Source organism: Pollutimonas harenae (genome assembly GCF_004153685.1).
Taxonomy (GTDB): Bacteria; Pseudomonadota; Gammaproteobacteria; order Burkholderiales; family Burkholderiaceae_B; genus Pusillimonas_C; species Pusillimonas_C harenae.
Genome location: NZ_SDQD01000001.1, coordinates 705,614 through 729,084 on the forward strand (window position 1 = coordinate 705,614; position 23,471 = coordinate 729,084).

Annotated in this window: 20 protein-coding genes and 1 pseudogene; 14 read left to right on the forward strand and 7 right to left on the reverse strand. The window is 56.4% G+C overall.

The features are described from left to right. Nucleotide 1 precedes the first annotated feature (1 nt). The 9 genes and pseudogenes from ERD84_RS03350 to ERD84_RS03385 all read left to right on the forward strand — a co-directional run bounded on the left by ERD84_RS03350 (nucleotide 2) and on the right by ERD84_RS03385 (nucleotide 9,370). Nucleotides 2-967 carry a branched-chain amino acid ABC transporter permease gene (locus ERD84_RS03350; RefSeq protein WP_130038200.1) on the forward strand — a complete coding sequence of 322 codons (966 nt, stop codon included), beginning with the start codon at nucleotides 2-4 and terminating at the stop codon, nucleotides 965-967. Next, the gene (locus ERD84_RS03355) at nucleotides 964-2,079 is read left to right on the forward strand and encodes a branched-chain amino acid ABC transporter permease (protein ID WP_209019808.1); all 1,116 of its coding nucleotides are present in this window, start codon (nucleotides 964-966) and stop codon (nucleotides 2,077-2,079) included. Before ERD84_RS03350 ends, ERD84_RS03355 begins: the two co-directional genes overlap by 4 nt. 44 nt (nucleotides 2,080-2,123) lie before the next feature. Continuing rightward, complete coding sequence (locus ERD84_RS03360) at nucleotides 2,124-3,365, forward strand: ABC transporter substrate-binding protein (RefSeq protein WP_130038201.1); 1,242 nt, start codon at nucleotides 2,124-2,126, stop codon at nucleotides 3,363-3,365. Between the two features lie 35 nt (nucleotides 3,366-3,400). After that, nucleotides 3,401-4,189 (forward strand): ABC transporter ATP-binding protein, encoded by a 789-nt coding sequence (locus ERD84_RS03365; protein WP_130038202.1) that lies wholly within the window; start codon nucleotides 3,401-3,403, stop codon nucleotides 4,187-4,189. Nucleotide 4,190: 1 nt separating this feature from the next. Continuing rightward, a pseudogene (locus ERD84_RS16115) lies at nucleotides 4,191-4,694 on the forward strand (ABC transporter ATP-binding protein); the annotation flags it as partial. 387 nt (nucleotides 4,695-5,081) lie between these two features. Further along, the gene (locus ERD84_RS16120) at nucleotides 5,082-6,374 is read left to right on the forward strand and encodes a Tm-1-like ATP-binding domain-containing protein (protein ID WP_371743151.1); all 1,293 of its coding nucleotides are present in this window, start codon (nucleotides 5,082-5,084) and stop codon (nucleotides 6,372-6,374) included. 9 nt (nucleotides 6,375-6,383) lie between these two features. Then, a complete protein-coding gene (locus ERD84_RS03375; protein WP_130038203.1) occupies nucleotides 6,384-7,214 on the forward strand; it encodes a phosphoenolpyruvate hydrolase family protein in 831 nt (276 codons plus the stop codon). An 18-nt stretch (nucleotides 7,215-7,232) separates the two neighbouring features. After that, complete coding sequence (locus tag ERD84_RS03380) at nucleotides 7,233-8,933, forward strand: flotillin family protein (RefSeq protein ID WP_130038204.1); 1,701 nt, start codon at nucleotides 7,233-7,235, stop codon at nucleotides 8,931-8,933. Beyond that, entirely contained in the window at nucleotides 8,933-9,370 is a 438-nt protein-coding gene (locus ERD84_RS03385) for an SRPBCC family protein (protein WP_130038205.1), read from the forward strand. Before ERD84_RS03380 ends, ERD84_RS03385 begins: the two co-directional genes overlap by 1 nt. 20 nt (nucleotides 9,371-9,390) lie before the next feature. On the opposite strand, the gene ERD84_RS03390 is transcribed toward ERD84_RS03385, so the two are convergent. Further along, nucleotides 9,391-10,218: a betaine/proline/choline family ABC transporter ATP-binding protein gene (locus tag ERD84_RS03390; protein WP_130038206.1), complete on the reverse strand. Its 828-nt coding sequence runs from the start codon at nucleotides 10,216-10,218 to the stop codon at nucleotides 9,391-9,393. Continuing rightward, on the reverse strand, nucleotides 10,218-12,182 hold the full coding sequence (locus ERD84_RS16165; RefSeq protein ID WP_130038207.1) for a glycine betaine ABC transporter substrate-binding protein: 1,965 nt from the start codon (nucleotides 12,180-12,182) through the stop codon (nucleotides 10,218-10,220). The genes ERD84_RS03390 and ERD84_RS16165 overlap by 1 nt, the downstream gene beginning before the upstream one ends. A 286-nt stretch (nucleotides 12,183-12,468) precedes the next feature. Between ERD84_RS16165 and ERD84_RS03400 the strand changes: the two genes are divergently transcribed. Beyond that, nucleotides 12,469-13,662: an MFS transporter gene (locus ERD84_RS03400; protein WP_130038208.1), complete on the forward strand. Its 1,194-nt coding sequence runs from the start codon at nucleotides 12,469-12,471 to the stop codon at nucleotides 13,660-13,662. 80 nt (nucleotides 13,663-13,742) lie between these two features. Here ERD84_RS03400 and rpsJ read toward each other — a convergent pair whose 3' ends face one another. The 5 genes from rpsJ to rpsL form a co-directional block, all read right to left on the reverse strand. Continuing rightward, complete coding sequence (gene rpsJ / locus ERD84_RS03405) at nucleotides 13,743-14,054, reverse strand: 30S ribosomal protein S10 (RefSeq protein WP_013743964.1); 312 nt, start codon at nucleotides 14,052-14,054, stop codon at nucleotides 13,743-13,745. Between the two features lie 57 nt (nucleotides 14,055-14,111). Then, nucleotides 14,112-15,305 carry an elongation factor Tu gene (tuf, locus tag ERD84_RS03410; RefSeq protein ID WP_130038209.1) on the reverse strand — a complete coding sequence of 398 codons (1,194 nt, stop codon included), beginning with the start codon at nucleotides 15,303-15,305 and terminating at the stop codon, nucleotides 14,112-14,114. 74 nt (nucleotides 15,306-15,379) lie between these two features. Beyond that, nucleotides 15,380-17,482, reverse strand: a complete 2,103-nt coding sequence (fusA, locus tag ERD84_RS03415) for an elongation factor G (protein ID WP_130038210.1) — start codon at nucleotides 17,480-17,482, stop codon at nucleotides 15,380-15,382. 15 nt (nucleotides 17,483-17,497) lie between these two features. Beyond that, nucleotides 17,498-17,968, reverse strand: coding sequence for a 30S ribosomal protein S7 (rpsG, locus tag ERD84_RS03420; RefSeq protein ID WP_130038211.1), 471 nt, complete (start codon nucleotides 17,966-17,968; stop codon nucleotides 17,498-17,500). A 139-nt stretch (nucleotides 17,969-18,107) separates the two neighbouring features. Further along, complete coding sequence (rpsL, locus tag ERD84_RS03425) at nucleotides 18,108-18,485, reverse strand: 30S ribosomal protein S12 (protein WP_041682771.1); 378 nt, start codon at nucleotides 18,483-18,485, stop codon at nucleotides 18,108-18,110. A gap of 425 nt (nucleotides 18,486-18,910) precedes the next feature. Between rpsL and ERD84_RS03430 the strand changes: the two genes are divergently transcribed. The 4 genes from ERD84_RS03430 to ERD84_RS03445 all read left to right on the forward strand — a co-directional run bounded on the left by ERD84_RS03430 (nucleotide 18,911) and on the right by ERD84_RS03445 (nucleotide 23,440). Further along, entirely contained in the window at nucleotides 18,911-19,618 is a 708-nt protein-coding gene (locus ERD84_RS03430; RefSeq protein WP_130038212.1) for a response regulator transcription factor, read from the forward strand. After that, nucleotides 19,615-20,721, forward strand: a complete 1,107-nt coding sequence (locus tag ERD84_RS03435) for a FecR family protein (protein ID WP_130038213.1) — start codon at nucleotides 19,615-19,617, stop codon at nucleotides 20,719-20,721. The genes ERD84_RS03430 and ERD84_RS03435 overlap by 4 nt, the downstream gene beginning before the upstream one ends. 1 nt (nucleotide 20,722) lies before the next feature. Beyond that, a complete protein-coding gene (locus ERD84_RS03440) occupies nucleotides 20,723-22,678 on the forward strand; it encodes a CHASE2 domain-containing protein (protein WP_130038214.1) in 1,956 nt (651 codons plus the stop codon). 144 nt (nucleotides 22,679-22,822) lie between these two features. Next, the gene (locus ERD84_RS03445; protein ID WP_130038215.1) at nucleotides 22,823-23,440 is read left to right on the forward strand and encodes a glutathione S-transferase family protein; all 618 of its coding nucleotides are present in this window, start codon (nucleotides 22,823-22,825) and stop codon (nucleotides 23,438-23,440) included. Nucleotides 23,441-23,471: the final 31 nt, after the last annotated feature.

A 23,471-nucleotide genomic window follows, 5' to 3' on the forward strand; every position in this document is an offset into this window, starting at 1 on the left:
CATGGGCGGGAAAAAATGGAAACGCCCCCGCCACTCGGTACTGATCACTTCCTTGGTGATCGGCCTCCCCGTTCTGGCCTTGAGCATCGCGGCACTAATGAGCAATGCTCGCCTGTTTATTCTCACGCTCATGAACGGGCTCACACTGGCCGCCCTCTATTTTCTCGTGGCTAGCGGCTTCACTCTCATCTTCGGCCTCATGCGTAACGTCAACCTCGCACATGGGTCACTCTTCCTGCTTGGAGGATACGTAGGCTATAGCGTCGGCGACCTGACCGGTTCCTGGTTCGCCGCCATCGCTGCAGGTTTTATCACTGTGGCGCTGGCGGGATTACTGCTCCAAATTTTGGTCTTCCGATACATGGACGGACAAGAACTCAGACAAACACTTGTCACCATTGGGCTCTCGATTGTTCTGGCCGACATCTACATGTGGATCTGGGGAGGGGATACCTACCAGTTCGATCCACCTGAGTGGATGCTGTTTCCGGTACCAATGCCGATCATCAACGCCTATCCAGCCTTCCGGCTATTGGTCCTCCTGTCCGCCATTATTATAGGCGTCGGGCTATGGCTATTCCTTAACCGGACGAGCATCGGAGCCATGATACGGGCGGGTGTGGACGACAAGCGGATGCTGTCGGCCAGTGGAGTCAATGTCCAGCGCGTCTTCGCAGTCACCTTCGCCTTGGGTGCCGGACTTGCTGGCTTAGCAGGCGTAATCGGCGGTACAGCGCTGTCCATTGCTCCCGGGGAAGATGTGCGCTACCTGCTTGCGTCCCTTATTGTCGTTATCGTGGGGGGCATGGGAAGTATCACAGGAGCCGTGATCGGAGCTTTACTGATCGGCATTGCCGAAACCATGGGCATGGCGTATGCACCTACCTATGGCGTCGTGTTCACTTTCATCATCATGGTGGTCGTGCTCGCATTGCGCCCCCAAGGCATCATGGGGAAAAAAGCATGAGTGCGAACAAGTGGCGCCACGCCATGAAAAGCAGCAATTCAATAGCTGCAAGAAAAAGCCAGCCCCCTGTGAGCACACGCACCTCTGTGCAAGACGGCCGGCCACAAACCACCTCTACACAACCAGACCGATACAGCCAAACCCGCTCCAAGCTTCTGCGCTACGCCATCATCCTGATCATTCTGCTGGTGTATCCCTGGACCGCGTCCAGCTTCTTTGTGTTTCAAATCGGAGCACAATCGCTAATTCTGGGCATCATCGCACTGTCATTGGCTTTCCTGGCCGGATACGGTGGCATGGTCAGCCTGTCGCAATTGACGGTCGCCGGCATTGCAGGCTACGCCACAGCCATTTTTGGCCACTCTGCTGTCGGCCAGATCAGCCTGGAGTGGCCTTGGTGGCTAGTCTCCGTGCTCGCTATGCTGTTAGCTGTAGGCGCGGCAACATTGATCGGCCTCGTATCGGTACGGACGGACGGCATCTACACGATCATGATCACGCTGGCCATTGGCGTAGCAATGTTTTATCTTACTCAGCAAAACTACACCGTATTCAATGGTTTCCAGGGCTTTTCCAACATATTTCCACCTCAGTTCGGAACGCTCAACCTGCGGGACCCTATACCTTTTTATTACCTTTCCTTGTTCTTCGCCGTGCTGTCGTACGCCGCAGTCAAATATGTCGTGCGTACGCCTTTTGGAGTCGCCTTGCAGGGCACGCGCGATAACACTCGGCGGATGCGAGCCCTGGGATTCAACGTTGCCGCGCACCGCGTAGCGGCCCATGCCTTCGCGGGCCTGCTGGCAGGCATCGGTGGCATCTTGCTAGTTTGGTATAACGCGCGCATTTCGCCAGGAACAATCGGCACCTCCGCCCTTCTCAATATTCTTATCATCGCTGTCATCGGCGGCATGCGTCACCCACTTGGAGCGTTCATCGGAGCGCTTGCCTTCGTACTACTGCAGAACTTTGCAATTGACCTGATCGATCGCGAGCGCTTCAACCTGGTCATTGGTGGCACCTTCCTTCTAATACTAATTTTCTCACCTGACGGCCTGCTAGGCCTATGGCATCGCCTACGTGGCCTACTTCACCCGGCCCGAAAACAATAGGGTGAAGGAACGAGCCCAATCATTACAACATCCGGAGACACGACATGAAATCGACCAAGATATGCTTTAGCGGCACCATTCTGGCCCTCGCGCTGGCGAGCATCGGCACTGCCGCTCACGCCCAGGACACATTGAAAATAGGCGTCCTTGCAACACTTGAAGGAGCACTGACCGTCCCCGGCCAGGACGGCATGCGCGGGATGGAGCTCGCTATGCGGCAGCATAACTTCACAGCTGGCGGCAAAAAGATTGAGGTCATCCGTGCGTCCTCGACCGGACAGCCAGACACAGCCGTCAACGCCGCTCGCAAGCTGGTCGAACAGGATAATGTATCTATTCTGATCGGGCCTCTCTCCGGCTCCGAGGGCATCGCAATCAAGGACTACGCCAAGACCCAGCCTAACGTGATCTTCGTGAACGGATCGTCAGCCGCACAAGAAACTACGCTTAAGGATCCAGCAAGCAATTTCTATCGTTTTTCAACTGATGGTGCCCAGTGGTCGGCAGGCCTGGGGACTTATGTATATAACGAAAAGGGCTATAAGAACGTGGCGGTTGTCGCCGAGGATTATTCGTTTCCATATGCCCAGGTTCAAGGCTTCATGATCGAATACTGCAAGGCGGGGGGCAAGGTGACCGACAAGCAGTGGGTCCCGCTTGGTACTAAAGACTATTCGTCGGTCATCGCTAAACTACCCTCGAATATCGACGCCATTTACGTCGCACTGGGAGGAGCGGACGCAGTTAACTTCCTCTCACAATACGAACAATCCGGCGGTGACAAGCCCTTTATTGGCGGCTCCATCACGGTAGATCAAACCGTTCTGAGCTATAAGGGCAAGCGACGCGACTCCCTGGTCGGCACACCCGCCGCTGGACCCACAGCTGACAACTGGGACAATCCTGACTGGAATAAATTTGTTCAAGCTTATCGCGATGCCAAGTTCGATAACGCTTATGCAACACCAGGTCTATTCGCACATGCCTACTATGTCAACACGAAAGCAGTTCTGGACGGCCTGGATGCGGTGAACGGCGAAGTGAGCAAACTCGGCCAGCAGCTGGCGACCATGTCGGTCGAAACTCCAACCGGCCCTGTTAAGCTCGATGCAAACCGCAACGGCGTAGCGAACATCTTCTTGACGGAGGTAGCAAAGGATGACTCCGGAGCCCTTTACAACCGTGTCGTCAAAGTCACGCCAAATGTCACGCAGACACTGGGGCTAAGCAAGGAAGAGTTTGCCAAGATGGGTTTCGGCACACGCGACAATCCTGAGTGTAAATAATCCTCTAAAACCTTCGTCCGAAACGGCATTGAATCATGGCACTTTCTCCAATCGGCTCCAGCTTTCAGTCCGGAAATGCACTTGAGTTGCATCGCGTATCACGCAGCTTCGGGGCGCTCAAAGCCATCGATGACGTCTCCTTCAGCGTCGCAGCGGGGCAGCGATATGCCGTGCTTGGCTCCAATGGAGCTGGAAAAACGACCTTGTTCAATGCCATTACGGGCGACTTCTTTCCGAGCAGCGGCCGCGTGCTGCTGTTCGGTGAGGACGTCACGCTTCTCCCACCGCAGGAACGTATACGGCGCGGCCTGCGGCGTACCTATCAATCCTCCTTGCTTTTTCGCGACCTCACGGTTCGCGACAATCTTTTTTTGGCTGTACGCGGCGTCACGAGAGGCAGGTTCAGCTTCGTTCGTCCGAGGCACGACGACGCAAGCAGGGTCTCGGCTGCGCAATTGCTGGATCATATCCGCCTGAGCCATCTAGATAACACGATGGTGTCGGAACTCTCGCACGGACAGCAACGGCAACTGGAGATCGGCATGGCTCTGGCCGGGTCGCCTCGATTGATTTTGTTCGACGAGCCCGCTGCCGGCCTTTCGCCCGCCGAACGCAAAGAGCTAGTTGCACTACTACAGGCACTGCCGCCTCATTTGGGCTACATCATCATCGAGCACGATCTGGAAATCGCGTTGAACGTAGTGGAACGCGTCACCGTCATGCACAACGGTCGCGTACTCTGCCATGGCACACCACAGGAGATCGAAGCCAATCCCGACGTTCAGGCCATTTACATGGGAGAGCATGGCTATGGCCAACATTAATATGCGGCGTCATGCGAGCACAGAACGGGGCAACGGCGCAGGCGTCACGCTCGAAGTATCCGACCTTGATGTCTATTATGGACAAGCACACGCCGTCCAGGGCGTCACATTCACTGTGAACAGCAATGTGCTGGCTATCGTCGGAAAGAACGGTATGGGCAAGACATCCATCTGCAATGCTGTTACCGGCCTTATTCCCGCAAAAGGCAGCGTCCGTCTGAACGGACGGGAATTGCTCGGCCGGCCGCCACACATCATCACACACGCCGGCATTGGCTATGTGCCGCAGGGCCGTCGTGTCTGGCCATCGCTAACCGTACACGAGCACCTGGAACTCTCGGCCCGCACTGCAAATCGCGGTGACTGGACAGTAGACCGCATATATCAGCTATTTCCCCGTCTTGCCGAAAGAAAGGAAAATGGCGGCGCGCAGCTGTCTGGCGGTGAACAGCAGATGCTCGCAATAGGGCGCGCATTACTGTTCAACCCCAAGCTGCTTGTGATGGACGAACCCACTGAAGGCCTGGCGCCCGTCATCGTGGAACACGTAGCGTCCATGCTCAAAACAGTCTCCAGGGAAGCCGATATCTCAATATTGCTGATAGAGCAAAACCTAGGCGTTGCGATCGACGTTGCGGACACTATCGCCGTTATGGCCAACGGCCGAATCACCCATATGCTGCCGGCCTTCGAACTGGCTGACGACCGTGAACTCCAGCAACGCTTGTTGGGAGTCCGTTCTTCAATCGAAGAAAACGGATCGGACAAGGCCAGCTATCCTGAAACTGACGACCAGGATTCGACACCACAACCAGTCTGGGTCGTACGCCGGTCACATCAGGACGAAGACCCACCATTGCCCAAAATGCCAAGGCAGGAACACGATGCTGGCATGCATAAAACAGACGCAGAAATCGTCCCACGCGTTACCCACCTGAAACCCGCCAGTTCAACACGCACCGGCCAGACAGCATATGTCATCGGTACCTTCGATACCAAAGGCGCTGAATTACAGTATCTGCGGCGCAGCATCGAGAAACTGGGCGTGCGGGTGACGACTGTGGATCTTGCAACCAGTGGCACGATGTCATCAGCCAGCATCTCTGCGCGAGAAGTCGCCCGGTTCCATCCCAAAGGCGAGACCGCCGTGTTTACGAAGGATCGCGGCTCATCGATCACCGGGATGTCCGAAGCCATCACGCATTTTCTGGCCAGCAGACGCGATCTGGGCGGAGTCATTTCCGCCGGTGGATCGGGCGGTACGGCATTGGCCACGGCCGGTATGCGCTCGGTTCCGGTAGGAGTGCCGAAAGTGATGGTCTCGACCGTCGCCTCCGGCGACGTCGCTCCTTACGTCGGAGAGTCCGACATTTCCATGATGTACTCCATTACCGACGTGTCCGGACTTAACCGTATCAGCGCACAAGTACTTGGCAACGCCGCCCACGCTTTGGCGGGAATGATCGCCAATCCCGTCCAGCTTGACGATCAATCCAAGCCCGCTATCGGGCTGACGATGTTTGGCGTCACGACAACCTGCGTTCAGGCTGTGACCAAAGCCCTTTCTCCAGACTACGATTGCTTGGTCTTTCATGCTACTGGTACAGGCGGGCGGTCGATGGAGGCCCTGGCTGAATCTGGCCTGCTCGACGGCGTTATCGACATTACGACGACAGAGATCGCCGACCTGATCGTAGGTGGCGTTTTTTCTGCCGGTGACACGCGCATGGATGCCATCATCCGCAGGCGTCTGCCTTATGTGGGCTCGTGCGGTGCGCTCGACATGGCAAATTTCCATGCCATCTCCACACTGCCCTCGCACCTGCGCGGGCGCAATATTTACAAACACAACGAGAACGTCACTCTGGTCCGAACGCTGCCCGAAGAGAATGTCGCAATTGGCAAATTCATTGCAAACAAGCTGAATCAAATGGAAGGCCCTGTGCGTTTCCTGATTCCGGAAGGCGGGGTTTCGGCAATCGACGCCCCCGGGCAGCCCTTCCATGACCCCGCAGCAAACCGTGCGTTGTTCTCGACAATCGAAGAACACTTCAAGCCTGGCCCGCAGCGCGGGCTAATCAAGCTTCCTTACCACATTGATGATGCCGCCTTCACCGAAGCGCTCGTGCGTGCCTTTCTGGAAATCCACCCGTCAGCGCAATCGAGCCCGTCATATAAACGCTAGGAAACAGTTATGCCCCGCATTCAACGTTCAATACTTCTAGAAAAATTCCGCGACATGGTACATCGCCGGGTACCGATTATCGGTGGCGGCGCCGGTACCGGTTTGTCCGCAAAATGCGAGGAGGCCGGCGGTATTGATCTTATCGTAATCTACAACTCTGGGCGTTATCGGATGGCTGGACGTGGGTCACTCGCAGGTTTGCTGGCATATGGCAACGCAAACCAAGTCGTCCTCGATATGGCCAGGGAGGTCTTGCCTGTAGTGAAGAATACACCCGTCCTCGCTGGGGTAAACGGCACAGATCCTTTTATGATTCCGGAGCATTTGCTACGCCAGCTCATTGAGCTGGGATTTTCAGGTATACAGAATTTCCCCACTGTCGGTCTGATTGACGGAACATTCAGGGCGAACCTCGAAGAGACTGGCATGGGCTATGGCCTGGAAGTCGATCTCATACGCAAGGCTCGGGAAATGGATCTTCTGACCACTCCCTACGTCTTTAATGAAGCAAACGCTGCGGACATGGCACGCGCAGGTGCGGATATCGTTGTCTGTCACCTTGGGTTAACCGCCGGCGGCGCCATCGGCGCAGAAACCGCTCTGACGCTCAAGGACTGTACCGCCCCCATCAACGCCTGGGCTGAAGCGGCTATGCGGGTCAATCCGGATGTCATTGTCCTTTGCCACGGTGGCCCCATCGCCACCCCGGCCGATGCAGCGTTCATTCTCGAAAACTGCCCCGATTGTCACGGCTTCTATGGCGCCTCAAGCATGGAACGCCTACCCGTGGAGACCGCGCTGACAGAACGTACGCGTGAATTCAAGAACATTAAGCGTTAACAAGGCAAGGAGTCGACCATGACTGGTTCAGAGTTCGGAGTTTTCTTATTGGGCCTTCTGGCTGTGGTCATCGTCGTAGCCATCGGCATATGGCTACTGCACTGGCTATATCTCAGATCATCCAAAGGCCGCGCATTCGTGCGCACTGGCATGGGTGGTCAGAAAGTCGTGCTGGACGGTGGCGCTTTTGTGCTACCTATTGTGCATGACGTCATCCTCGTAAATATGAACACACTGCGTCTAGAAGTCACCCGCGGCCGCGACAAGGCGTTAATCACAAAAGATCGGATGCGTGTCGACATCACGGCTGAGTTTTATGTCCGCGTCACAGCGGACCCTGATGCCGTGGCAACAGCCGCGCAAACGCTGGGTGAGCGCAGTATGGAGCCGGAAAGGCTAATCGAGTTGGTGGAGGGCAAGTTTGTGGATGCCCTACGCACGGCCGCTGCGGAGATGACCATAGAAGAGCTACATGAGAAACGCGGCGAATACGTCAAGAAAGTCAGTATTGACGTAGCAGATGATCTGACCAAGAACGGCCTGGAGCTTGAAGCAGCGTCCCTTACGCAGCTCGACCAGACAGCGATGGAGTTCTTCAACCCCTCAAATCAGTTCGATGCCGAGGGTATGACGCGGCTAACAGAACAAATAGAAAGGCGTAAGAAACAGCGTAATGACATTGAACAGGACACGCTGATTTCCATACGCAGCAAAAATCTGGAGGCTGAGAAGCTCGCACTCGACATCGACCGCGAAACGGAATACGCAAAACTCGCCCAACAGCGTGAAGTGGAGATTGCACGCGCTCAGCAAAGAGCAGACGTTGCCCGTGAACGCGTCGAAACCGAACAACGCACTGAGCAAGCGCAGATCGAGGCGCGCCAAACCATCGAACAGGCTCAAGTTCGCGCGGAGCTACAGATCGAACAAGAGCGTATTGCCAAAGAGAAGCAGCTGCAATCCGCCAACCTGGAGCGTCGCAAGGAACTCGAGCTAGCGGAGCAACATCGAGCCATCGCCATTGCCGAGCAGTCCAGGCGTCAGTCAGAAGCGCAGGCCGCAGCAGATCAAGCACGCGCAGAAGCCGTTGCCGCAGAAGAACGCGTCTTCTCAGCACGTGAGCTGGAAATCGCGGAGCGCCGCAAGCAGATCGAACTCATCGGTGCTCAGCAAGAGGCTGAAAAAGAAGGCCTACAACTACGGCTGGCCGCGGAAGCCGAGAAAGCAGCGAGCGCGGATCGTGCGGCAGCCATTCGCATTCAGGCCGAAGCCGACGCCGATTCGGAAAAAATCCGTGCTGAAGCCAGCAGAGTACGTAGTGAAGTGGAAGCCGCAGGGCTGCGCGGTATGAACGAAGCCTCCAATATCCTCACGCCCGACGCACGCAACTCCGCTCTACGCCTGCGCATCGTCGACAAAATGGAGGGCATTATCCGCGAATCAGTCAAGCCCATGGAAAACATTGACAGCATTAAGATCCTGCAGCTGGACGGTTTGGGGAATCTGGGTAACGGCGTGACCGTCGGCGATAAGAGTAGTGGTATTGCCGACGGCGTGGTGAACTCGGCCTTGCGGTATCGCGCTCAAGCACCGGTAATCGATCAGCTCCTACGTGAAATCGGCCTCGATGGAAATAATCTATCGGGCACGACAGGCAGCATGCTGTCCACACCAGACGTCAGTGCTGAAAACGACGAGAACAACGGTAAGGCCGTCTAATGAAAATCTATGTCAGTAGCGTCATTCATGCGCCAGCGCATGAAGTCTGGAGCGTGATTCGCGACTTCAACGGGCTGCCGCGGTGGACGCCGTTCGTCGCGCACAGTAGAGTCGAAGGGAACTTGCCCTCGGATGCCGTCGGCTGTGTGCGTAATTTCGAGTTACGTCAGGGCGGGGCGATACGAGAGCAGTTGCTTGCTTTGTCTGACTACGATTTCACCTGCATCTACTCGATTCTCGAAAGTCCTATGGGAGTCCATGACTACGTAGCTACGCTCAAGGTCACTCCAATAACGGATGGAGACCATAGTTTCATCGAATGGTCAGCTGAATTTGCGTGTGAGCCGGGACGCGAGGACGAGCTTCGGATTCTTATTGGCCAGGAGGTTTTCCTGGCAGCCTTAAAATCGCTTCGGACGATTGTGGAAATAAACTAGGGTTTCTGGGCGGGCGCCCCTTACGCCCGCCTTACCACAAACCTTTCCACATACTCATTGGCGGGGTGGTTGCGGATATCGTCGGGGCTGCCCACCTGCTCAACCTTGCCATCGCGCAAGATGACAATGTTCTGGCCCAGACGCAGGGCTTCATCGATATCGTGGGTAATGAAGACTATGGTTTTCTGCAGACGTTGCTGCAAGGCGAGCAACTGATCTTGCATGTCATAGCGGATGAGTGGGTCCAGGGCCGAAAAGGCTTCATCCATGAGCAGAACATCGGCATCGATGGCTAGTGCGCGTGCCAGTCCTACCCGTTGACGCATGCCGCCCGACAGCTCATCGGGATAGTTTTTTTCGTATTCGATCAAACCTACTCTTTCCAGCCACGTACGGGCCGTCTTGCGGGCCTGCGACTGGCTTTCGCCGCGTACGCTCAAGCCAAACGCCACATTGTCGATGACGTTGATGTGCGGCAGCAAGCCGAAGTTCTGGAACACCATGCTTACGCGATGGCGGCGCAGCTGGCGCAACTCGGGCATGCTCAAGTCAAGAATATTGTCGCCGTCAACAAGAATTTGGCCGGCAGACGGATCAATCAGGCGGTTCAGGTGACGGACCAGCGTGGATTTACCCGATCCCGACAAGCCCATGATGCAGGATATTTGCCCACTGGGCAGCTTTGCACTGACACCAGCCAGGCCCACATTGCAGCCGGTATCAGACTGCACGCTGACTTTATCGGCGCCCTGACGCAGAAGTTCGATCGCCCTGGCTTCTTGCGGCCCGCCTTCGCGAGGGCCGAACACCTTGTACACATCACGTATCTCTATTTTGACGTCTGTCATCACAGCTTCTCTTGCATGGGCACACGCCGACGCCGGCGCGGTTGTCCGTATGCCTGGGTAATTCGATCTATCACGATCGCCAGTATGACGATGGCCACACCTGCCTGCAGGCCTCTGCCCACGTCCAGGGTTTGTATACCTGCCAGCACATCCTCGCCCAGGCCACGCGCACCAATCATGGACGCCACTACCACCATAGCCAGGGCCATCATGGTGGTCTGGTTGATGCCAGCCATAATGCTGGGCCGGGCCAGCGGCAGTGTTACCCGTGTCAACATTTGCCATCGAGTCACGCCAAAGGCTTGCGCCGCCTCCATGACGTCCCGGTCAACCTGCCGCAGGCCGAGTATGGTCAGCCTGATCAAAGGTGGCACGGCATAGATGATGGTGGCAAATAGGGCAGGCACTTTGCCCAGACCGAACAGCATCAGTACCGGAATCAGGTAGACGAAGCTGGGTAGTGTCTGCATGACATCAAGTACCGGTGTAAGCAGCCTGCGCAACAAACGGCTGCGTGCGGCAATAATGCCTATAGGCACACCCAGCACGATGGATACCAGGGTGGACACCAGTACTAGCGCGAAGGTCTGGATGAGCTTGTCCCACAAACCGACCGCACCTATCAAATACAGGCAGACCACGTACAGCACGGTGGCTACCGGTTTGCGCGTTGCGTGCCACGACAACGCGGCGACCAACAACAGAAAAGCCCATGGTGGCACAGCCTGCATTAGACGCTCGACCGGCAACAACAGATTGGTCAGCATGAAGTTGCTGGCTTGCCGGAAAATACCGCCGTAGTTCTTGACCACATCCATCAAATGCTGATTGACGAATGCCGCCACCGACCAGTCGGGGAAGATTCCCTTGTCGGCTACCACTATGGGTGAGTTGGTTTCGGCTTGGGTGTCGGCCGTGGCAGCCGGCGTTTTGATACCCAATTCGGTATTGACCCTCTGCACGACATCGGGCGGCACCCACGCGTGCCAGACCTGAGGATGCTCGCGCAGGAAACGATCAGCCATGGCTTCGCCACTCGCACGGGTTTCCGTCATCTCGAGGATCATGCGGTTCAACAGATCGGGCTTGAACTGCAGTTTTTCAAAAAAGGCGACAAGCTCGGGGTTCTGGGTCGCAAAAGGCGTCGCTACCGCGACAGCCAATCGAGCCAGCAGGAAATCGGACGAGCAAAGTTCCCCTTTGCCGCTGACTATCGTGTCCCAGCATTGCTGATTGAACGGATCCTGTTCTATCTTGTGGAACTTGTACTTGGCCATCAGCCCGGCTGGCTGCCAGTAGTAAAACAGTATGGGCTGCCCTCTGTCGTAGGCCGAACTGATGGCCGCGTCGAGTGCGGCGCCGGTGCCGGCCCGAAAATTGGTATAGCTGTCTTCGAGCCCATGCAGCTGCAGCAAACGGCTATTGGTTTTTTCGCAAATCCAGCCCAATGGGCAATTGAGAAAACGGCCTTTACCGGGCTCTTCGGGGTCGGTAAACAAGGCACTGTACTTGGGTAGATCGCGCCAGCTACGCAGATCGGGAGCCTGGGCCTCAATGCCCCGCTCAGGGTCACCATGCACCAGATAATCGGGTACATACCAGCCCTGCTCGGCACCACCAGCCAAGGTGTCGCCCACTATTGTGACCTTGCCTTGCTGTATGGCCTGTTCAATGATTTCGGAGCGACCAGACCACATTTCAGCGATGATTTGCAAGTCGTTCTGTACCAGGGCTGACTCAATGGCAGCTGATGCGCCAGGTACCACTTGGGTTGTGCACCCATAGCCGGCACTCAGGAGTTTGCTGACGACATAAGTTGTAAACGAAGCACTTTCCCAGCTTAGATCTGCAAGCTTGACGGGCTGTCCATCATTGCAGGGTGCCGCCTGGGCCCTGGCCACTGCAGGCAGCATGAAGGCCAGACACACGGCAACGACGCCAAGCACGCGTAGCAATGATTTCATTCGGTCGGGCCTCCTTCTGTTTGCTTGCGCGTGCGTCTCGGTCAGCTAGTGCGGGTCGTCCAATGATAAAACGCCATGCTGTGAGCATGGCGTTTTTTCGCGCTACTGGCGCTCCAGGCCAAGCTTACTTCAACATATCGGCTGCGTCCAGATTGAGAGATTTGGCGTTGGGCATATCGTGACAGGCGAACCAGCGTTCCCTCAGGTATGCTATAGCCCGTTCCGACGGGCCACGAGGATTCCGTCACCAGGAATTCAGCCACAAGCGTCCAAGGAAGCATATCAGATGTCCGTTCAAGACCGAAGGCCACTCAAGATCCCTACCGGCGTATGGGTTCTGGGCTTTGTCAGCATGCTGATGGATATTTCTTCTGAAATGGTTCATAGCCTATTGCCCCTCTTCATGGTGACAACCTTGGGAGCCAGCGCATTCGTTGTCGGCCTGATAGAAGGCCTCGCCGAATCGACGGCGCTCATAGTCAAAGTATTCTCAGGTGTGCTCAGCGATTACCTGGGAAAGCGGAAATGGCTGGCTGTGCTGGGCTATGGACTTGGCGCACTGACAAAACCCTTGTTCGCCATTGCGCCGGGCGCTGGCCTGGTCCTTACAGCCAGGCTGCTCGACCGCGTGGGCAAAGGCATACGAGGAGCCCCGCGTGACGCACTGGTGGCCGACCTGACACCGCCCGAGATCCGTGGTGCGGCATTTGGCCTAAGGCAGTCCCTGGATACGGTGGGTGCGTTTCTCGGGCCTTTGTTGGCCGTGGGACTGATGTTATTGTGGGCCAATGATTTTCGGGCTGTGTTCTGGGTCGCTGTCATACCGGGTATTGCTGCCGTCATGCTGCTTATTACGGGTCTACGTGAGCCCGTTCGCGCCAGTACCACCAAGCGCTCCAATCCCATACGCCGTGCAAACCTGAGAAGATTGGGTGCCGCATACTGGTGGGTGGTGGTGGTCGGCGCAATCTTTACACTGGCGCGATTCAGTGAAGCCTTCCTGGTGCTACGCGCACAAGAAAGTGGCATCGCCCTCGCCCTGGTACCGCTGGTCATGGTGGTCATGGCCTTGGTGTATTCGCTTACCGCCTATCCCTTCGGTTGGCTGTCCGACCGTATGAGCCGCCGCAGCCTCCTGATCATGGGCCTGGTCATTCTCGCTGCTGCCGATCTGGTTCTGGCGGCCAGCAGTCATTGGTCCTTCGTTATTCCTGGTGTCATGCTGTGGGGCCTGCATATGGGCATGACTCAAGGCTTGCTGGCCACCATGGTCGCCGACACCTGCCCGGCAGACCTGAGGGGCACCGCATTTGGGTTCTTCAATCTGGTCAGCGGCGTTGCCATGCTTGTGGCCAGTGTGGCTGCGGGACTGCTCTGGGATGCTTTCGGTGCGTCAGCCACGTTTTATGCGGGTTGCGGATTCTGCGTGCTGGCCTTGCTGGCCCTGGCATGCAGTCCCATCAATAAGTCACGTCATTAGTATTCTGGCTGCACCATGCAAAACGCCATGCGAATTGCATGGCGTTTTATACTTGCGCCCCAGGGGCGCCAGCGCAAAGCTTATTGCAGTGCGATTTCTACGTCTACACCTGCGGGTAGATCGAGGCGCATCAGGGCGTCAACCGTTTTATCGGTAGGATCGACGATGTCCATGAGGCGTTGGTGAGTACGCATTTCGAACTGGTCGCGCGAGGTTTTGTTCACGTGTGGTGAACGCAACACATCGTAGCGACGAATACGAGTAGGCAGCGGTACGGGACCACGCACAACCGCGCCCGTGCGCTTGGCCGTTTCGACGATTTCAGCTGCCGATTGATCGATCAGCTTATAGTCGAAAGCTTTCAGACGGATGCGGATTTTCTGGTTTTTCATGGGAATTCCTAAAGAACGAAGGGCAGGGGGCAAAATGCCCTCTGCCGTGCAAGTAAATTACTTGGTGATGCTGGCGACGACACCGGCGCCGACGGTACGGCCGCCTTCGCGGATAGCGAAGCGCAGACCTTCTTCCATGGCGATCGGGGCGATCAGGCTGACCTTCATCGACACGTTATCACCTGGCAGAACCATTTCCTTGTCGGCCGGCAGCTCGATCGTACCGGTTACGTCGGTGGTACGGAAGTAGAACTGAGGACGATAGCCCTGGAAGAACGGTGTGTGACGGCCACCTTCGTCTTTGGACAGAATGTACACCTCGGCCGAGAAGTCCGTGTGCGGCTTGATCGAACCGGGCTTGGCCAACACCTGACCACGCTCGACGTCTTCACGCTTGGTGCCGCGCAACAAAATACCCACGTTATCGCCAGCCTGACCTTGGTCCAGCAGCTTGCGGAACATTTCAACGCCCGTGCACGTAGTCTTGACCGTGTCCTTGATGCCCACGATTTCGATTTCTTCGCCAACCTTGACGATACCGCGCTCGATACGACCCGTCACCACCGTGCCGCGACCCGAGATCGAGAACACGTCTTCAACAGGCATCAGGAACGTGCCGTCAACGGCGCGCTCTGGCGTAGGAATGTAGCTATCGAGGGCCGCTGCCAATTGCATGATGGCTTCTTTGCCCAGAGGACCTTCGTCGCCTTCCAGAGCCAGCTTGGCCGAACCCTTGACGATCGGTGTGTCGTCGCCAGGAAAGTCGTACTTGGACAGCAGCTCGCGCACTTCCATTTCGACCAGCTCGAGCAACTCTTCGTCGTCGACCATATCGGCCTTGTTCAGGAACACGATGATGTAAGGCACGCCCACCTGGCGCGACAGCAGAATGTGCTCGCGCGTTTGCGGCATGGGGCCGTCAGCGGCCGACACCACCAGGATCGCGCCGTCCATCTGCGCAGCACCGGTAATCATGTTCTTGACATAGTCAGCGTGCCCCGGGCAGTCAACGTGCGCATAGTGACGCGCTTCCGTTTCGTACTCGACGTGCGAGGTGTTGATCGTGATGCCACGTGCCTTTTCTTCGGGCGCTGCGTCGATCTGGTCGTAGCCCTTGGCATCGCCCGAGCCAAACACCTTGGCCAACACTGTTGTAATTGCCGCTGTAAGCGTCGTCTTGCCGTGGTCAACGTGCCCGATCGTACCTACGTTTACGTGCGGTTTGGTCCGTTCAAACTTACCTTTTGCCATGATTTATCCCATCAATGTTTTCAAGGAAACAAAAAATTTACCTGCCTGCAATGATGCAGGCAGGAACTGGTTAATTACTTGCCGCGCGCGCTGATGACTTCATCAGCAACGTTCTTCGGAGCTTCGGCGTAGTGCTTGAACTCCATAGTGTACGTTGCGCGACCTTGCGTTTGTGAACGCAGGTTGGTTGAGTAGCCGAACATCTCGGCCAGTGGTACTTCAGCCTTGATGATCTTGCCACCGCCGACGATGTCGTCCATGCCCTGGACCATGCCACGACGGGAGGACAGATCGCCCATAACCGTACCAGCATAGTCTTCCGGCGTTTCGACTTCAACAGCCATCATGGGCTCGAGCAGCACAGGGCTAGCCTTGCGCATACCGTCTTTGAATGCCATGGAGGCAGCCATGCGGAAAGCATTTTCGTTCGAGTCGACGTCGTGGTACGAACCGAAGAACAGCGTTACCTTGACGTCTACAACCGGGTAGCCTGCCACAATACCTGCTGGCAGGGTTTCCTGGATGCCCTTGTCGACTGCCGGGATGTATTCGCGAGGAACCACACCGCCCTTGATGGCGTCGACGAACTCGTAGCCACCACCTGGCTCCATGGGCTCGAGCTTGAGCACCACGTGACCGTATTGACCACGACCGCCCGACTGCTTGACGAACTTGCCTTCGATCTCTTCGCAGGTCTTGCGTATGGTCTCGCGGTAAGCCACTTGCGGCTTGCCCACGTTAGCCTCTACGCCGAACTCGCGGCGCATGCGGTCGACCAGCACTTCCAGGTGAAGCTCACCCATACCAGAAATAATGGTTTGGCCAGACTCTTCGTCGCTGCGTACGCGGAAAGAAGGATCTTCCTGGGCCAGGCGCGACAGCGCAATACCCATTTTTTCCTGGTCGGCTTTGGTCTTGGGTTCAACAGCCTGTGAAATGACGGGCTCGGGGAACTCCATTTTTTCAAGCAGAATGTGCTGACCGACGTCGCACAGGGTTTCACCCGTGGTCACGTCTTTCAGGCCCACCACTGCGGCGATGTCGCCAGCCAGAACTTCCTTGATTTCAGCACGGTTGTTGGCGTGCATCTGAAGGATGCGGCCAATACGCTCTTTCTTGCTCTTGATGGGGTTGTACACCGTTTCGCCGGCGTGCAGAACACCCGAGTAAACGCGCACGAAAGTCAGTTGACCTACGAACGGATCACTCATGAGCTTGAATGCCAGTGCCGAGAACTTGGCTTCGTCATCAGCCGGCAGGCTGATGGTGTTGCCATCATCATCCATACCTTCGACGGGCGGGATGTCTACGGGCGAAGGCAGGTAGTCAAGAACGGCGTCGAGCATGCGCTGCACGCCCTTGTTCTTGAAGGCGGTGCCACACAGCATGGGCTGGATTTCGCCAGCGATGGTGCGCAGGCGCAGACCTTCATTGATCTCGGCTTCGGTGAGCTCGCCTGTTTCCAGGTATTTGTTCATGAGCTCTTCGTTGGCTTCGGCGGCTGATTCGACCAGCTTTTCATGCCATTCGTTGGCCGAGTCGACCAAATCAGCAGGGATATCAACGTATTCGAACTTGGTACCTTGGCTGGCTTCATCCCAGATAATGCCTTTCATGCGAACCAGGTCGACGACGCCGGTAAAGGTGTCTTCTGCCCCGATTGGGATCACGATAGGTACAGGATTAGCCTTCAGACGCAGCTTGAGTTGGTCATAAACCTTGAAGAAGTTCGCGCCGGTGCGGTCCATCTTGTTGATGAAAGCCAAGCGGGGTACACCGTACTTGTTGGCCTGACGCCATACGGTTTCCGACTGGGGCTGTACACCGCCCACAGCGCAATACACCATGCAGGCGCCGTCGAGCACGCGCATGGAACGTTCTACTTCGATAGTGAAGTCAACGTGTCCCGGGGTGTCGATGATGTTGATGCGATGCTCGGGACGATCGCCAGCCATGCCACGCCAGAAGGCTGTGGTAGCAGCCGAGGTAATGGTAATGCCACGCTCTTGTTCCTGCTCCATCCAGTCCATGGTGGCTGAGCCTTCATGGGTTTCGCCAATTTTGTGGTTGACGCCGGTATAGAACAGTATGCGCTCGGTGGTGGTGGTTTTCCCTGCATCAATGTGCGCAGAGATACCAATATTGCGATAGCGCTCGATTGGGGTTTTGCGGGCCATGATAGTGTCCTTAGATTACCAACGGAAATGGCTGAATGCTTTGTTGGCCTCGGCCATCTTGTGCGTGTCATCACGCTTTTTCATTGCTCCACCGCGACCTTCGGAGGCGTCAAGCAATTCACCGGCCAGGCGCAGATCCATCGATTTCTCGCCACGCTTCTTGGCTGCTTCACGCAACCAGCGCATGGCCAGGGCCAGGCGGCGCACAGGGCGCACTTCAACCGGCACTTGATAGTTCGCACCACCTACACGGCGGCTTTTCACTTCAACGAGAGGCTTGATGTTGTTAATCGCGGTGTTGAACACCTCGATGGGCTCTTTGCCAGTTTTAGCCTGAATCTGGTCAAACGCGCCGTAGACAATACGTTCGGCAACCGCTTTTTTACCAGACAACATAACAACGTTCATGAATTTGGCCAGCTCTACGCTGCCAAATTTTGGATCGGGGAGAATTTCACGCTTGGGAACTTCGCGACGACGAGGCATTTCTAACTTCCTTGTGACAGTTCAGTTGAACCGCTTTTATACGGTCACGATCATTCATGTATAAATGATCACTTACATGCTATGGGCTTGTGCCCACGGCTGCACTGATGCGACCAGACTAGCTGGACTATGGAAAAACTTAAGCTTTTTTCGGGCGTTTTGCACCATACTTGGAACGCGATTGCTTGCGGTCTTTGACCCCTTGCAAGTCGAGCGAACCGCGCACGATGTGGTAACGCACACCAGGCAAGTCTTTTACACGACCACCGCGCACAAGAACGACCGAGTGTTCTTGCAGGTTGTGGCCTTCACCGCCGATATACGAAATGACTTCGAAACCGTTGGTAAGACGTACCTTGGCGACTTTACGCAAAGCCGAGTTAGGTTTTTTGGGGGTAGTGGTGTACACGCGAGTGCAGACACCGCGTCGCTGAGGGCAGTTTTCGAGCGCGGGGCTCTTGCTGCTCTCGCGGGAGACTTCGCGCGGCTTGCGCACGAGCTGACTAATGGTTGGCATAACCTTTACGCATCCTGTTGTTTACGTTGCAAACCTTGTGCCGGACGGCACGCAGATGAACGTATTGAATGAATACGCCTCTTGGCCGGCCTGAATTACAGGCTTCGGTTCGCAAGGCGGTTTACGCAATAACCGCCTGCCACGAGTAAACGTAAAAGAGCGGGTTTTGCATGTGTTTTGCACGCATTTCACGTGCGTCCTACATATCTTGCTCGCGCACGTGTGGCAAGCACGCACTTCGAGTAAGCCCGCCATGTTATCACGATGGTGTATTCATGGTCAATCAGATTTTGTGCGGTGCACCCAGACCGTCAGCGCAGGCCTGGCCAGCAGGCATACAAGAGAGTCATGACAGAGGGCGAGCGAGCCACTTGTCAGTGGTAAAGCGTTGTACGATAGCGAAGTCATATATTATTACGTTAACCATGAATATAGCCTCCGTCGAAGATGATCCCGCTCAGGGCCGGCTCTTACAAGAAGCCCTGACCTCTGCCGGCCATCATTGCACTGTATTCCCTACAGGCAAGGAATTGCTGACTGCGTTACAACGTGACGGCGCCTTCGATTTGCTTCTGGTCGACTGGGAGCTGCCCGACATCAACGGACTGGATATCGTACGCTGGGTGCGTGGCAAAATGGGTTACACCATTCCGGTCATGCTGGTTACCAATCGCACACTCGAAGAGGAGCTGGTAACCGGGCTGCAGGCAGGCGCCGACGATTATATGGGCAAGCCCGTACGCAAAGGCGAGCTCATTGCCCGAACCGAAGCTCTGCTACGACGTCATAACATCGAGGCGCCCAGCGAGTCGACCTTCCGTTGCGGCGCCTATGAAATTGATCCGGCAAACGAAAGCATTACATTAAACGGCACCAAGGCAGACCTGGCCCCCAAAGAATACGAACTCGCCTTGCTGCTGTTCCGCAATCCGGGCCGCCTCTTTTCCCGCGACGTGCTCAGCAACAATGTCTGGAACCGTGAGATTCCCGCCACGTCACGCACTCTCGACACCCATCTTTCCAATATACGACGAAAGCTGAAGCTACGACCCGACAACGGCGTGCGTTTAAGTTCATCTTATGCCTTGGGTTACCGTCTTGAGCTGATGCCAGACGCAACGACAGAGTCATGAATCACCTTTTATCCGTACCCCGGCTGCTTGCCAGCCTTGTCCTGGTAGCTTGCTCGGGAATGTTTGCCCCTGCCGCCATCGCACAGCCAGCGGGCGCCCAAGGCGAGAACTTCCTGTATCGAGTCATAAAGGACGACACGCTCATTATGCTGTCGGAACGCTTTACCGATAGCACAGAACGCTGGCGTACACTACAAACTCTCAACACCATTGATGATCCGACCAGGCTGCCCATAGGGCTGGAACTCAAAATACCATTTGCGCTGATTCCCGAACAAGCGGCCCAGGCGCAAGTCGTCCACGTCACCGGAACCGCCTACCGCGGCCGGCAGAAACTGGCCGTCGGCGACCAGCTTGCTGAAGGCGACACCATCAGCACTGGAGCCAATGGCTTTGCCACCTTGAGCTTGCCTGACGGCACCACACTTACGGTTCCTGCGCAGTCCTCATTGCGCCTCGAACGTTTGCGTGTCTTCAAGGGCACCGGCCTGACCGACACCATTTCAACCCTGAATGACGGATCGCTCGAATCGCAAGTGGCGCCCCAGGGTACAGGCGTAGGGCGTTTCGAAATCCGCAGTCCCGTCAGCATCACGGGGGTCAGGGGCACTCAGCTGCGTGTGCACGTCAATCAGCAGGGCTCGCAAAGCGAAGTGCTTGAAGGCGTTGCAGGCCTGAACTCACAGCAGGCCGAATCCACCCGTTTGCGGCAAGGTCAAGGTGCGGCGGTCAACAGCAGCGGTGAACTTCAGGCCGTCCGGTCTTTGCTGCCAGCGCCTGCCCTGCCAACGCCGGAGCGTGCAGATTCAGGCTGGCAATTGTCGTTTCCCGCTGTCCCCGGAGCCCGTTCGTACCTGGTCCGTGTTGCGGGCGACCCGCAGGGTACCAAGCTTTTCTCCAGCCAGCTCTTTGATACTCCCAATATCTCTTTTCGCGCCCCAGGCGCCGGGACCTACTATGTAATGGTGCGCGGCATCGATGCAGAAGGCTTGAATGGCGCGGATGCCATTCAGCCCTTCCTGGGCTCGGCAGTCCTGAAAGTCTCCGACGGCGGGCCTGTGTCTACACCCTTTGGCTTATTCGTGACCCTCACGGATTACTGATATGCCGGAGCACACCCGCAATATGGACGCCGGTTTCTGGGGCAGTCTGGAAAAGCGGGTCCGGACGGAGTGGCTGCTGATCACCTCCGTCCTGGTCTTGTTCACACTGGGCCTGGCCTTTTTCAACGCCCAACTCGGCCTGGCCCGGCTGGATCATGCCTTTTACGACAAAATCCTGGCCTCTACTACCCAGGCCGTAGATAGCGACGACATTGTCATCGTCGCCATAGACGACAGCAGTATTGATGCGCTTGGCTATTGGCCCTGGCGCAGAGCCTTGCACGCCGCCCTGCTGGCCAAGCTGCAGCAGGCACGCGTCACGGGCCTGGATTTCCTGTTGAGTGACCTGAACCCCGCCTACCCGCAGGACGACAGCGTGCTGGCACGGGCCATCACACAGCACGGACGCGTTGTATTGCCGCAAATCATTGATGCACGACATAGCGTTATCGACCCCCTGAAGCCTCTGGCACAGGCTGCAGCCGCACGCGGATACATTAATGTTTATCCTGATGACGATGGCGTCATCCGCTCGCTCAAACTGTTTCAAGACTTGGAGTCGGGCACGCGGGTTCGTCATTTTATTGCTGCCATGCTGGCGGTGGCAGGCGACGAGGCCAGGCTCCAGCAGCTGCAAAGCCAGCCCGAATCTGTGCTGATTCCCTATGCTGGCGGTCCGGGGCATTTCAGCCTCTATCCTTATGCCCAGGTCCTGAACGGAAATGTGCCGCCGTCCACATTCAAAGATAAATATGTTCTGGTTGGCTCCTGGGGTTCCGGGCTGGGCGACGCCTTTTCTACACCCCTGACCCGACAGGGCGAACCGATGGCCGGCGTGGAGATTCTGGCTAACGGGCTGTACAGCGCCTTGAACGACAACTGGATACACACGCCGCCTTTATGGCTGAATGCATTGCTGGCCTGTCTGCCCGTCCTGTTGGCTTGCGTGACGCTGCGCCGGCTTTCACCACGTAAGTCATTTCTGGTGACGCTGGCCACGCTGCTGCTGATCTTTGCTTGCGCCTGGCTGCTATTGCGCTTCGCGCAAGTCTGGATACCTGTCACCGCCAGCATTATTGGCGTCGCGCTGGTCTATCCGGTATGGAGTTGGCGTAGTCAGGAAGCCGCACTTCAGCATATTGATCGCGAGCTACAAGCCTTGCATGCTGAAAGACAGGGACTGCATGGCCTGGCCGACACAAACGACCAGGCGCATGTGGGTCGATCACTTGCCGCCCGGGTCACGCAGTTGCACGGCGCCATTTCGCAATTGCGTCAGGCCCATCAAAAGCGCGACGAAACCCTGCGATTCCTGTCCCACGACATGCGGGCACCCCAAAATTCAATTCTGGCCCTGACCCAATTGCAGCAAAATACGCACACAGCTTTGCCGCCCGCAGAGTTCCTGCAGCGCATCGACACCTATGCTGGCAAAACACTGGGCCTGGTCGATGGCTTTGTTCAACTGGCGCGTGCGGAAGCAGCACCCTTGTCGCGCCAACGGCTTGATCTGGTGACACTGCTAACGGAGTGCTGCGATGAGTTCTGGATATCGGCCCGCCAAAGAAACATTCATATCCGGTTCGATACGCATCCCCGAGAAGCATGGGTCATGGGTGACCATGCCCTGCTTGCCCGGGCTTGCGCCAACTTGCTGGACAATGCCCTGAAATACAGTGCAGACCACACTGAAGTCGTCTGCCAAATTATCCAGGACCAGGATGCCTGGCTCTTGTGCATTCAGGATCAGGGACGAGGTATCAGCGCTGATCAGCAATCAGCACTCTTCGAGCCGTTCACCCGCATCAAGGAAGACTCACCACAAAACCCCGCTGGCACCGGACTGGGCCTGGCATTCGTCATCACGGTCATCAACCGCCACCTCGGAACCATCATCGTTCAAAGCCAGGAAGGCATGGGCAGCACCTTCAGCATGCGCCTGCCTAGCGTCCCATAGACAATCTCACTCCAACAAATTATTCCATTTGATGCAATAAAGAAGTACTTAGAAAGCATATTCCTCTGAAATGCATTCGATCCCATACTGGCAGCATGGATCGGGAATCCACCCGGCCTAATCAAGTAAACCGGGAGCCGAATCATGAAAATCTATCATCACCACCTGTCGGGCCATTGTCATCGAGTGGTTCTTTTCGCATCGCTGCTTGGTCTGACTTACGAACTGGTCGACGTTGACCTGAGCTCAGGAGCGCACAAGCAAGCCGAGTTTCTTGCCCTTAACCCGTTCGGCCAGGTACCCGTCCTGGAAGACGACGGCGTCGCCATTGCGGACTCAAACGCTATTCTCGTTTACCTCGCCAAAAAAGGGGGTCGCGAGGACTGGCTGCCTGAAGACCCTCAGGGAGCCGCAGCCGTTCAGCGCTGGCTGTCCGTAGCCGCTGGCGAAATCGCATATGGACCGGCGGCCGCCCGGTTGATCACCGTGTTCGGCGCTAGCTACAACAGCAAAGAAGTCATCGAACGCGCCCATGCCCTGCTCGACAAGCTGCAGCACCACCTGACAGCCAGTGATTGGCTGGCCGCCGATCATCCAACCATTGCTGATGTAGCAGTCTATAGCTACATTGCCCGCGCACCCGAGGGAAATGTCGATCTATCGGCATACCCTGCAGTCGAGCGGTATCTAAGCCGTATTGAAGCATTGCCAGGCTTTGTCCCCTTCGCTCAAACCCCTGCAGGACTGGCCGCCACAGCGTGATGGCTGCCAAAGTGCCAACGCTTGCACCACT